8 protein-coding genes are annotated in these 12416 nt (G+C 70.4%); all 8 read left to right on the top strand.

All coding sequences use genetic code 11. The features are described from left to right. Window positions 1-750, top strand: a 750-nt coding sequence (locus tag ACFVYA_RS37610; protein ID WP_387051900.1) for a sugar ABC transporter permease YjfF, incomplete at its 5' end; no start/stop codon positions are given. Window positions 751-805: 55 nt separating this feature from the next. Then, entirely contained in the window at window positions 806-4624 is a 3819-nt protein-coding gene (locus ACFVYA_RS37605; protein ID WP_387051898.1) for a LamG-like jellyroll fold domain-containing protein, read from the top strand. A gap of 70 nt (window positions 4625-4694) precedes the next feature. After that, the gene (gene araB, locus ACFVYA_RS37600) at window positions 4695-6332 is read left to right on the top strand and encodes a ribulokinase (RefSeq protein ID WP_387051896.1); all 1638 of its coding nucleotides are present in this window, start codon (window positions 4695-4697) and stop codon (window positions 6330-6332) included. Beyond that, window positions 6332-7009, top strand: coding sequence for an L-ribulose-5-phosphate 4-epimerase (locus tag ACFVYA_RS37595; RefSeq protein WP_387051894.1), 678 nt, complete (start codon window positions 6332-6334; stop codon window positions 7007-7009). Before araB ends, ACFVYA_RS37595 begins: the two co-directional genes overlap by 1 nt. Before the next feature lie 17 nt (window positions 7010-7026). Then, window positions 7027-8535 (top strand): L-arabinose isomerase, encoded by a 1509-nt coding sequence (gene araA / locus ACFVYA_RS37590; RefSeq protein ID WP_285991464.1) that lies wholly within the window; start codon window positions 7027-7029, stop codon window positions 8533-8535. 17 nt (window positions 8536-8552) lie between these two features. After that, a complete protein-coding gene (gene chvE, locus ACFVYA_RS37585; protein ID WP_387051892.1) occupies window positions 8553-9656 on the top strand; it encodes a multiple monosaccharide ABC transporter substrate-binding protein in 1104 nt (367 codons plus the stop codon). Then, entirely contained in the window at window positions 9653-11173 is a 1521-nt protein-coding gene (gene mmsA / locus ACFVYA_RS37580) for a multiple monosaccharide ABC transporter ATP-binding protein (RefSeq protein ID WP_387051890.1), read from the top strand. The genes chvE and mmsA overlap by 4 nt, the downstream gene beginning before the upstream one ends. Then, window positions 11170-12390: a multiple monosaccharide ABC transporter permease gene (mmsB, locus tag ACFVYA_RS37575; RefSeq protein ID WP_387051888.1), complete on the top strand. Its 1221-nt coding sequence runs from the start codon at window positions 11170-11172 to the stop codon at window positions 12388-12390. The genes mmsA and mmsB overlap by 4 nt, the downstream gene beginning before the upstream one ends. Window positions 12391-12416 lie beyond the last annotated feature (26 nt).

Genomic DNA, 12416 nt, shown 5'->3' with positions numbered 1-12416 from the left:
GTGGTCGCCCTGTCCACGGTCATCTCCGGCGACCTGATGCAGAAGCACGGCTGGTCGGCGTACGCGGCGATCGCCGTGGTGCTGGTGGTCGGCGCGGTGCTGGGCGCCGGGATGGGCGCGCTGATCCACTTCTTCGAGATCCAGCCGTTCATCGCGACGCTGATCGGGATGTTCTTCGCGCGGGGCCTTTGCTACAGCTTCACCACCGAGGCCTACTCGATCGACAACGCGACGATCGCCACCCTGGCCCAGACGCAGATCCCGCTCGGCGGCGAGCTGCACATCTCGATCAGCGTGGTGGTCGCCGTGCTGGTCGTGGCCGCCGCGGCCTACGTCCTGGCCTTCACCCGGTTCGGGCGGACGGTCTACTCGATCGGCGGCAACGCGCAGTCGGCGATGCTGATGGGGCTCAAGACCGGCCGCACCAAGATCGCGGTGTACACGATCAGCGGGGTCTGCTCGGCGCTCGGCGGGCTGCTGCTGGTGCTCTACAAGTCCTCGGGCGACCCGCTCAACGGCGTCGGCCTGGAGCTGACGGCGATCGCCGCGGTCGTCATCGGCGGCACCATCCTCACCGGCGGCTCCGGGTACGTGCTGGGGACCGTGCTGGGGATCATGGTGCTCGGCATCATCCAGACGCTGATCACCTTCGACGGCACCCTCAACTCCTGGTGGACCTCGATCATCACCGGGGCCCTGCTGTTCGTCTTCATCGTCCTGCAACGCCTCGTCACCAGACGGACCCGCTGACACCCGGTCCGCCGGCCGGGTGGACCATGTGAGCGCTCACACTCAAGGGAGAGTCATGCTCCGCAGACTGCGGCGGCCCATGGCCGTGCTCGCCGCCTTGGCGCTGTGCGCCGGCGTTCCGGTGGCGGTGGCTCCGGCCGCTTCGGCCGACGCCACCCTGGCCGGGCACTGGGCGTTCGACGACGGCAGCGGGACGACCGCCGCCGACACGGCGGGCAGCCACCCGGCGACGCTGAACGGCGGCGCGGGCTGGGGCCCGGGCATCCGGGGCGGAGCACTGACGACCGACGGCGCCAATGGCTTCGCCGACGCCGGTGCGCCGGTGCTCGACACGACCAAGAGCTTCTCCGTGAGCAGCTGGGTCAAGCTGGACAAGACGTCCGGGTTCCAGACGTTCGTCAGTGTCGACGGCACCCAGGTCAGCAACTTCTTCCTGCAGTTCCGCGACGACTCCCGCCGGTTCGCCTTCACCCGCCTGGCCGGGGACGCCCCGGCCGACGGCGTGGTCGCGTCGGCGAACTTCGACCCCGTCGCCGGCCAGTGGTACCAGCTCACCGGCGTGTTCGACGCGGCCGCGTCGACGCTGTCGCTGTACGTCGACGGCACGCGCCAGGCCACCGTCGCCGCGCCCACCGCGTGGGCGGGCACCGGGCACCTGGTGATCGGCCGCGGCAAATACGGCGGCAACCCGGTGGACTTCGTCGACGGCGCGATCGACGACGTCCGCGCCTACTCGGGCCCGCTGACCGCCGCCGACGCGGCCCGGCTCACCATCGCCGGGCACTGGGGTCTCGACGAGGGCACCGGCACGACCACGGCGGACGACTCCCTCGACGCGCGCACCGCCACCCTGACCGGCGGCGCGGCCTGGGGCGACGGGGTCGTCGGCCCGCACGGCGTCGCCTTGAACGGCACCGACGCCGCGGTCGACGTCCCGGCTCCGGTCGTGGACACCGCGCAGAGCTTCTCGGTGTCGGCGTGGGTCAAGCCCGGTGCGGCCACCGGCTTCCGGACGGCCGTGAGCGTCGACGGTTCGGCGATCAGCGGCTTCTACCTCCAGCGCGCCGCCGACGGCCGGTTCGCCTTCACCCGCCGCGCGGGCGACGGCGACACCCCGTCATCCTCCGCGGTGTCGACGCTGCCCGCGCAGGCCGACCAGTGGCAGCACGTCGCCGGCGTCTACAACCGGGCCGCCGGCACGCTTTCCCTGTACGTCAACGGAACCTTCCAGCAGAGCGTCCCGTTCACCACGCCGTGGACCGCGGCCGGGCACCTGGAGATCGGCCGCGGCAAGTGGGCCGGCGGCCCCGCCGACTGGTTCGCCGGCGGCATCGACGACGTCCGCGCGTACCCGACGCCGCTGACCGCGTCCGCCGTCGCCGCGCTGGCCGCGAGCGGCTCGTGGCACTTCGACGAAGGCACCGGCACGGTGGCCCGCGACGCTTCGGCGAACGCCGCCGACGGCACGCTGAAGGGTGCCACGTGGACCGCCGGAGCCTCGGGCAAGGCCGTCCAGCTCGACGGCAAGTCCACTGTGGACATGGGCAGCTCGCCCGCGTTCGACACCGGCACCGGCTCGCTGTCGCTGGCCGCCTGGTTCCGCACCACCGCGTCGGGCACCCTCGTCGACCACGGTGACGGCTACGCGCTCGGCGTGACCGGCGGCAAGCTCACCGCCCGCGTCGGCACGATCCAGGTGACCACGAACGGCGGCGGGCTCGCCGACGGCAACTGGCACCACGCCGCCCTCGTCCTCGACCGCGCCGCCCAGCGGCTCACCGTCTACGCCGACGGCGACGCGGCCGCGGTCACCAGCACCTGCGGTACGCCCACCGGGACGACCCTCGACGTCTCCGCCTGCCCGGCTTCGGGCACCGCGGCGGCGCCGTTCACCGTCGGCTCCGGCTTCACCGGGGCCGTCGACGAGGTCGAACTGCGCCGCTTCCCGCTCACCGCGGCCCAGATCGGCACCCTGGCCGGGGCCAACCAGCTGGCCGTCGACGCCAACGTCGTGCGCGCCAACACCCGGCCGACCACCTACGGCTCGATCCTCGAAGACATCAGCCACTCGGTCGAAGGCGGGCTCTACGCCGAGCTCGTCCGCAACCGCACCTTCAAGGAGGGCTACCAGCCCGGCAGCGGCGCGGGCGACACGCCGGTGCCGTACTGGTCGCTGGTCACCTCGGCGGGCGCGACCGGTGCCTACTCGGTCGACACCGCGAACCCGCTGAACACCGCGCTCGACCGCTCACTGAAGCTGCACGCCGACGCGGTCCCGGCCGCCGGCCGGGTGGCCGCCGCGAACGTCGGCTTCTACGGCGTCGCCGCCAAGCCGTCGACCAAGTACACCGGCAGCTTCTTCGCCAAGGGCACCTGGACCGGCGGCGTCCGGGTCAGCCTCGAGAAGCCGGATGGCACAGTGCTGGCGAGCAAGGACCTCCAGCCGGTCGGCCCGACCTGGGCGCAGCAGACGTTCAGCTTCACGACGCCGTCGACGATCACCGCGTCCACCGACAACCGGATCGTCGTGTCCCTGGTCAACAAGGGGAAGAAGGCGCTGAGCGGGGACGCCTGGTTCCAGCAGGTGTCGCTGTTCCCGCCGACCTTCAAGAACCGGCCCAACGGCGTCCGCGCCGACCTCGGGCAGAAGCTCGCGGCGATGAAGCTCGGCCTGTTCCGCGTCCCCGGTGGCAACTACCTCGAGGGCAGCACGCTCGACACCCGGTTCGCGTGGAAGAACACCATCGGCCCGCTCGAGCAGCGGCCCGGCCACCAGAACACCGCGTGGGGCTACTGGTCCACCGACGGCTTCGGCATCCTCGACTACCTGAAGCTCGCCGAGGACATCGGCGCCCAGCCGCTCCTGGCTCTGTTCGCCGGCTACACCCTCAACGGCCAGCACGTCGACCAGGCCGACTACCCGGCCTACGTCCAGGAAGCCCTCGACGAGATCGAGTACGCCATCGGCGACGCCTCGACGACGTGGGGCGCCAAGCGGATCGCCGACGGGCACCCGGCGCCGTTCGACCTGCACTACGTCGAGGTCGGCAACGAGGACTGGTTCGACGGCTCGGGCAGCTACGCCTGGCGCTTCACCGACATGAACAACGCCATCAAGGCGAAGTACCCGCAGCTGACCGTCATCGCCACCACCGGCGGCCTGCAGGGCGGGGCCGCGTCGAGCACGTCGACCGGGGTGCGCCCGGACGCCGCGGACGACCACTACTACCAGTCGCCGCAGTGGTTCACCGACAACTCGACCCGCTACGACACCGCCGACCGCAGCGGCCCGGACATCCTCGTCGGCGAGTACGGCGCCCAGGACGGCCGGCCCACCGGCACCCTGGCCGCCGCCATCGGCGAGGCCGCGTTCCTCACCGGGCTCGAACGCAACAGCGACGTCGTCATCGGCTCGATGTACGCGCCGGTGCTGGTGCACGAGAACCAGTCCAACTGGCCGGTCAACCTGATCGGGCTCGACGCCGGGAGCAGCTACGGCTCGCCGTCGTACTGGGTGCAGCAGATGTTCTCCAGCACCCTCGGCAAGCAGATCGTCACCAGCCGCCTCAACCAGGGCAGCCCCCTGCGGCAGGTGGTCAACGTGACCACGAAGAGCGGAAGGAAGACCTTCACGGTCAAACTCGTCAACCCGACCGGGCAGGTGCAGACCGCACGGCTGGCGCTCACCGGCGTCACCGCCGTCGACGGCACCGGCACGCTCACCACGCTCACCGGCGACCCGGCGGGGCGCAACAGCCTCGCCGCGCCGACCGCCATCGTGCCGCAGACCAGGGAGATCACCGGCCTGGCCGCGACGTCGAAGCTGACGTTGCCGGCCAACTCGGTGACGACACTGGTGCTCACCGGCCGCTAAGACCCCGGGGCGCGGCGCGTTCACCGCCGCCCGCGCCGCGTCCCGGTCACCAACCAGGAGGGAAGACACCGTGGGAGAACCACTCACCGTCGGCGTCGACTTCGGCACGCTGTCGGGCCGCGCGGTGGTCGTGCGCGTGGCTGACGGGGCCGAACTCGGCTCCGGCGTCTTCGAGTACCCGCACGGGGTGCTCGACGAGACGCTGCCCGCCACGGGCCGCGCGCTGCCGCCGGAATGGGCGCTGCAGGTGCCGGCGGACTACGTCGGGGTGCTGCGCAACGCCGTCCCGGCGGCGCTGCGGGACGCCGGCGTCGACGCGGCCGACGTCGTCGGCATCGCCACCGACTTCACCGCGTGCACGATGGTGCCGACGACCGCGGACGGGACGCCGCTGTGCGAACTGCCCGAGTTCGAAGGCCACCCGCACGCGTACGTGAAGCTCTGGAAGCACCACTCGGCGCAGCCGCAGGCCGTGCGGATCAACGACCTGGCCCGCGCTCGCGGCGAGAAGTGGCTCCCGCGCTACGGCGGGCTGATCTCCTCGGAGTGGGAGTTCGCCAAGGCCCTGGAGCTGTTCGAAGAAGCACCCGAGGTCTACGCCGCGATGCGGCACTGGGTGGAGGCGGCCGACTGGATCGTCTGGCAGCTCGCCGGCACCTACGTCCGCAACGCCTGCACGGCCGGCTACAAGGGCATCCTCCAGGACGGCCAGTACCCCAGCCGCGACTTCCTCCGCGAGCTCGCCCCCGGCTTCGAGTCCTTCGTGGCCGACAAGCTGGAGCACCCGCTGGGCCAGCTGGGCTCCCGCGCCGGGTCGCTGACCGCGGAAGCCGCGGCCTGGACCGGGCTGCCCGAGGGCATCGCGGTCGCCGTCGGCAACGTCGACGCGCACGTCACCGCGCCCGCCGCCCAGGCCGTCGAGCCCGGGCAGATGGTGGCGATCATGGGCACCTCGACCTGCCACGTGATGAACGGCGCCGAGCTGCGCGAGGTCCCCGGCATGTGCGGCGTCGTCGAAGGCGGCATCGTGCCCGGCCTGTGGGGGTACGAGGCCGGCCAGAGCGGCGTCGGCGACATCTTCGGCTGGTTCGTCGAGCACGGCGTGCCGGCGTCCTACGAGGGGCACGAGCACCTCACCCGCCTGGCCGCCCAGCAGGAGATCGGCGAACACGGCCTGATCGCGCTGGACTGGCACAGCGGCAACCGGTCGGTGCTGGTCGACCACGAGCTGTCCGGCGTGATCGTCGGGCAGACGCTCGCCACCCGTCCCCAGGACACCTACCGCGCCCTGCTGGAGGCCACCGCCTTCGGCACCCGGAAGATCATCGAAACGTTCAACGCGGCCGGCGTCCCGGTCACCGAGCTGATCATCGCGGGCGGGCTGGCGAAGAACGCGCTGCTCATGCAGATCTACGCCGACGTCACCAACCTCCCGCTGTCGGTGATCGGCTCGGCGCAGGGACCCGCGCTCGGCTCGGCCATCCACGCGGCCGTCGCCGCCGGGGCCCACCCGGACATCCGCGCGGCCGCCGCCGCGATGGGCTCGGTCGACCGCGCGGTGTACCGGCCGGTGCCCGCGCACGTCGTCGCCTACGACGAGCTGTACGCCGAATACACGCAGCTGCACGACTACTTCGGCCGTGGCGGCAACGATGTCATGCACCGCCTGGCGGCCCGCCGCCGCGATGTCGCGAAAGGACGGTCCTGATGTCGCTGACCGGTGAAGTGCTCGACACCGTCGCCGAACTCCGGGAGACGGTCGCGAAGCTGCACGGCGAGCTGACCCGCAACGAGCTGGTCATCTGGACCGCGGGCAACGTCTCGGCGCGGGTCCCGGGCCGGGACCTGCTGGTCATCAAGCCCTCGGGCGTGTCCTACGACAACCTGTCCGCGGACACCATGGTCGTCACCGACCTGCGCGGCGAACTCGTCGAAGGCGACCTCGCACCGTCGTCCGACACCGCCGCGCACGCCTACGTCTACCGGCACATGCCGGAGATCGGTGGCGTCGTGCACACCCACTCGACCTACGCCACGGCGTGGGCGGCCCGCGGCGAGCCGATCCCGTGCGTGCTGACGATGATCGCCGACGAGTTCGGCGGGGAGATCCCGATCGGGCCGTTCGCCCTGATCGGCGACGACTCCATCGGCCGCGGCATCGTCGAAACGCTTCGCTCGAGCCGCTCGCCCGCGGTGCTGATGCGCAACCACGGCCCGTTCACCGTCGGCCGCACCGCGCGCGACGCGGTCAAGGCCGCGGTGATGGTCGAGGACGTGGCCCGCACGGTCCACAAGGCCTTCGAGCTCGGCACGCCCGAACCCCTCCCGCCCGAGGACGTCGACCGGCTCTACGCCCGGTACCAGAACGTCTACGGCCAGCACTGATCTTCCCAAGGAGAACGATGACTTCGGCATCGAAACCCCAGCTCTGGTTCCTCACCGGCAGCCAGGCCCTCTACGGCGAGGAGACCCTCGAGCAGGTCGCCGGCCAGTCGCTGCGCATCCAGCAGCTGCTGACCGCCTCCGGCGCGCTCCCGGCCGAGATCGTCGGCAAGCCGGTGCTGACCGAGGCCGCGTCGATCCGCCGCGTGCTGCAGGAGGCCAACGCCGACGCCGCCTGCGTCGGCGTGATCGCGTGGATGCACACCTTCTCGCCCGCGAAGATGTGGATCACCGGGCTCGACGCGCTGCGCAAGCCGCTGCTGCACCTGCACACGCAGCTCAACGAGGCGCTCCCGTGGTCCACCATCGACATGGACTTCATGAACCTCAACCAGGCCGCGCACGGCGACCGGGAGTTCGGGTTCATCCAGACCCGCCTCGGCGTGCCGCGCAAGACCGTCGCCGGGCACGTGTCCGATCCGGTCGTCGTCGCCCGGATCGACGCGTGGGCGCGGGCCGCGATCGGCGCCGACCACCTGCGGAACCTGCGGCTGGCCCGGTTCGGCGACAACATGCGCGACGTCGCCGTCACCGAGGGCGACAAGGTCGAGGCCGAACTGCGGTTCGGCGTCTCGGTCAACACCTACGGCGTCAACGACCTCGTCGAGCTGGTCGACCAGGTGTCCGAAAAGGACTCTGTGGACGCGCTGGTGCAGCGCTACGCCGAGGAATACAACGTTGTGCCGGAGCTGGCGGCCGGGGGAGCGCGGCACGAGTCGCTGCAGTACGCCGCCCGCATCGAAGCCGGGATGCGGAAGTTCCTCACCGACGGCGGGTTCGGTGCCTTCACCACGAACTTCGAGGACCTCGGCGGACTGCGGCAGCTGCCCGGCCTCGCGGTGCAGCGCCTGATGGCCGACGGCTACGGCTTCGGCGGCGAGGGCGACTGGAAGACCTCGGCGCTGCTCGCCGCGGTCAAGGCGATGGGCGTGGGCAAGACCCGCGGCACGTCGTTCATGGAGGACTACACCTACCACTTCGGGCCGGGCAAGCCGAAGATCCTCGGCGCCCACATGCTGGAGGTCTGCCCGAGCATCGCTGCCGCCAAGCCGTCCTGCGAGATCCACGCGCTGGGCATCGGCGGCCGCGAGGACCCGGTCCGGCTGGTCTTCGACGCCGCGCCCGGCCCCGGTGTCGTCCTCGGCCTGGTCGACCTCGGCGACCGGTTCCGGCTGGTGGCCAACGAGATCGACGTCGTCGCGCCGGACGAGCCGCTGCCGAATCTGCCGGTCGCCCGGGCGGTCTGGGAGCCGGCGCCGTCGCTGGCGACGTCCGCGGAGTCGTGGATCACCGCGGGCGGCCCGCACCACACCGTGCTCACCCAGGCCGTGGGCACCGAGACCCTGCGTGACTTCGCGAACCTGCTCGGCGTCGAGCTCCTCGTCATCGACAAGGACACGACGCCGCACGACTTCGCCGACCGCATCCGCTGGAACCAGGCTTACCACCGGCTCGCTCAGGGCTTCTGAGAAAGGAAGAAAGAACGATGAAGTTCACCAGAGGAATCGCGGCGGTCGCCGCCGCGGGGCTCGTGCTCACGCTGTCGGCGTGCGGCTCGAGCCAGAAGACCGCGGACCAGACCGCGGCTCCCGGCGCCAGCGCGGCGGGCGCCCTGGTCGGCGTCACCATGCCGACCAAGTCGTCGGAACGCTGGATCCACGACGGCGACAACATCAAGGCCGCCCTGGAGAAGCTCGGCTACAAGGTCGACCTCCAGTACGCCGAGAACGACATCCCCACCCAGGTGAACCAGATCGAGAACCAGATCACCAAGGGCGCCAAGGTCCTGGTCGTCGCCTCGATCGACGGCACCGCCATCACCACCCAGCTGCAGGAGGCGGCCGACAAGAAGATCCCGGTCATCGCCTACGACCGGCTGATCCGCAATTCGCCGAACGTCGACTACTACGCCACCTTCGACAACTTCAAGGTCGGTGTCGAGCAGGCGAACTCGCTGGTCAAGGGCCTGGGCGACGGTGCGGGCCCGTTCAACGTCGAGCTGTTCGCCGGGTCCCCGGACGACAACAACGCGACCTTCTTCTTCAACGGCGCGATGTCCGTCCTCAAGCCCCTGATGGACAGCGGCAAGCTGGTCGTCAAGAGCGGCCAGACCGACTTCGCCCGCGCGGCCATCCTGCGCTGGGACCCGGCCACCGCGCAGCGGCGCATGGAAGACCTGCTGACCAAGACCTACACCGGTGGCGCGAAGGTCCAGGGTGTGCTCTCGCCGTACGACGGCCTGTCGATCGGCATCCTGTCGGCGCTGAAGAGCAACGGCTACGGCACCGCCGGCCAGCCGTACCCGATCGTCACCGGGCAGGACGCCGAGGTCGCCTCGGTCAAGTCCATCATCGCCGGTGAGCAGTACTCGACGATCTTCAAGGACACCCGCATCCTCGCCGACACCACGGTGAAGATGGCCGACGCGGTGCTCAAGGGCGGCAAGCCCGAGGTCAACAACACGAAGGACTACGACAACGGCAAGAAGGTCGTCCCGTCCTTCCTGCTGCAGCCGGTCACCGTGGACAAGGCCAACTACCAGAAGGAACTCGTCGACTCGGGCTACTACACGGCAGGTCAGCTGAAATGACCGAACTGCTCGGCATGCGCGGGATCACCAAGACCTTCCCCGGGGTCAAGGCGCTGTCGGACGTCACTCTTTCCGTGCGCCGCGGGGAAATCCACGCGATCTGCGGGGAGAACGGCGCCGGGAAGTCCACCCTGATGAAGGTGCTCTCGGGCGTCTACCCCCACGGGACGTACGACGGCGAGATCACCTTCGACGGGCAGCGGTGCGAGTTCGGGTCGGTGCGCGACAGCGAACGGCGCGGGATCGTGATCATCCACCAGGAGCTCGCGCTGTGCGGCCAGTTGTCGATCGCGGAGAACATCTTCCTCGGCAACGAACAGGCCAAGCGCGGCTGGGTCGACTGGAACCGCACCAACCACGAGGCCGGCGCGCTGCTCAAGCGCGTCGGCCTCGCCGAAAACGCCACGCGGGCGGTGCAGGAACTCGGTGTCGGCAAGCAGCAGCTCGTCGAGATCGCCAAGGCACTGTCCAAAGAGGTCAAGCTGCTGATCCTCGACGAGCCCACCGCGGCGCTCAACGACGACGACTCGGCCCACCTGCTCGACCTGCTGCGCGGGCTGCGGGACGAGGGCGTCACCTGCGTGATCATCTCGCACAAGCTCGGCGAGGTGACGGCGATCGCCGACACCGTCACGATCCTGCGTGACGGCCGGACGATCGATACGCTCGACGCGGCGGGGCTGACCGAAGAGCGCATCATCACCGGCATGGTCGGCCGCGACCTCGAGCACCGGTTCCCGCCGCGGGAGCCGGAGATCGGCGAAGAGGTGCTGCGGATCGAGGACTGGACCGTGCACAGCCCCACCCAGGCCGGGCGGGTCGTCGTCGACCACGCGTCGCTTTCGCTGCGGCGCGGGGAGATCGTCGGGCTGGCCGGGCTGATGGGCGCGGGCCGCACCGAGCTCGCGATGAGCGTGTTCGGCCGGTCGTGGGGCAAGGACATCTCCGGGCGGATCCTCAAGCACGGCAAGGAAATCGACGTCCGGTCGGTGCAGGAGGCCGTCCGCCACGGCATCGCCTACGCCACCGAGGACCGGAAGCGCTACGGGCTCAACCTGATCGAGGACATCCAGCGCAACGTGTCCGCGGCCGGGCTGGGCAAGCTGGCCAAGCACGGCTGGGTCAACGAGCACGCCGAGCACGACACCGCCAACTCCTACCGCCGCGATCTGCGGATCAAGGCACCGAGTGTGCAGAGCGTGACCGGGAAGCTCTCCGGCGGCAACCAGCAGAAGGTCGTGCTGGCCAAGTGGATCTTCACCGATCCGGACGTGCTGATCCTGGACGAGCCGACCCGCGGCATCGACGTGGGCGCGAAGTTCGAGATCTACACGATCATCAACGAGCTGGCCGCCCAGGGGAAGGCCGTCCTGGTCATCTCCTCCGAGCTGCCGGAGCTGCTCGGGCTCTGCGACCGGATCTACGCGCTCTCGGCCGGCCGGATCACCGGCGAGGCCAAGCGCGAAGAAGCCACTCAGGAACTGCTGATGCAGTACATGACTAAGGAACGGGAATGACCACGACCGAAGCGCGGCCCGCCGTGCCCCCGGTTGAGCGCTCCAAGCGGAGGATCTCGATCAACCCGCGCCAGAGCGGCATCTACGTCGCGTTCGCGCTGATCGTGGTGCTGTTCGAGGTGCTCACCGGTGGCGCGCTGCTGGAGCCGCAGAACATCTCCAACATCATCGTGCAGAACAGCTACGTGCTGATCCTCGCGATCGGGATGATCCTGGTGATCATCTCCGGGCACATCGACCTGTCCGCCGGGTCGGTCGTCGCGATGACCGGCGCGGTGTCGGCGGTGCTGATGGTGAACTCGCACGTGCCGTGGTTCCTGGCGGTGCTGATCACCCTCGTCGTCGGCGCGGCGATCGGCGCGTGGCAGGGCTACTGGGTCGCCTACTTCGGCATCCCGGCGTTCATCGTGACGCTGGCCGGCATGCTGGCGTTCCGGGCCCTGACCCTGACGGTGCTGGGCAACCAGGGCATCGGCCCGTTCCCGGACGCGATCCGCACGCTCTCCAACGGCTTCACCTCCGGCTACCTGGGCAACATCGGCCTCGGCCCGCTCGGCGGGGCGGACCTGGTGTCGCTGCTCGCCGGCGTCGCCGCGGTGGCCGGGATCGTGTTCACGCAGTGGCGGAAGCGGGCGGGACGGATGGGCTACGGCCAGGACGTCGACCCCTTCCCGGTGTTCGTGCTCAAGATCGCCGGGATCGCGGTGCTGGTGCTCGCGCTGGTCGTGCAGCTGGCGCGGTTCAAGAACCTGCCGTGGGTGCTCATCCTGCTGGCGGTGCTGGTGCTCGGCTACTCGCTGGTGGCCGGGAAGTCGGTGTTCGGCCGGCACATCTACGCCGTGGGCGGCAACCTGCAGGCCGCGACGCTCTCGGGCGTCAAGGTCAAGCAGGTGACGTTCTGGATCTTCGTCAACATGGGCGTGCTGGCCGCGCTGGCGGGGATCATCTTCGCCGGCCGGCTCAACCAGGCGGGCCCGACGGCGGGCGTCAACTTCGAGCTCGACGCGATCGCGGCGGCGTTCATCGGCGGCGCGGCCGTCCAGGGCGGCGTCGGCAAGGTGGTCGGCGCGATCACCGGTGGCCTGATCATGGCGGTGATCAACAACGGCATGTCCCTGATCGGCGCCCCGAGCGAGCGGGTGATGCTGGTCAAGGGTGTCGTGCTGCTGGCCGCGGTGGCCTACGACATCTGGACGAAGCGGCGCGCGGCTTCCTGAGCCGGGTGCCGTCGGAGGGGGCCTTT

Source organism: Amycolatopsis sp. NPDC058278 (assembly GCF_042881395.1).
Taxonomy (GTDB): Bacteria; Actinomycetota; Actinomycetes; order Mycobacteriales; family Pseudonocardiaceae; genus Amycolatopsis.
Note: the sequence above shows the minus strand (reverse complement) of the source record. Positions and strands in the feature narration are given on the sequence as shown.

Coding starts and splice junctions, on each gene's coding strand:
- ACFVYA_RS37595 (WP_387051894.1), top strand. CDS start 6,332: ATGTCGCTGACCGGTGAAGTGCTCGACACCGTCGCCGAACTCCGGGAG.
- chvE (WP_387051892.1), top strand. CDS start 8,553: ATGAAGTTCACCAGAGGAATCGCGGCGGTCGCCGCCGCGGGGCTCGTG.
- mmsB (WP_387051888.1), top strand. CDS start 11,170: ATGACCACGACCGAAGCGCGGCCCGCCGTGCCCCCGGTTGAGCGCTCC.
- ACFVYA_RS37605 (WP_387051898.1), top strand. CDS start 806: ATGCTCCGCAGACTGCGGCGGCCCATGGCCGTGCTCGCCGCCTTGGCG.
- mmsA (WP_387051890.1), top strand. CDS start 9,653: ATGACCGAACTGCTCGGCATGCGCGGGATCACCAAGACCTTCCCCGGG.
- araA (WP_285991464.1), top strand. CDS start 7,027: ATGACTTCGGCATCGAAACCCCAGCTCTGGTTCCTCACCGGCAGCCAG.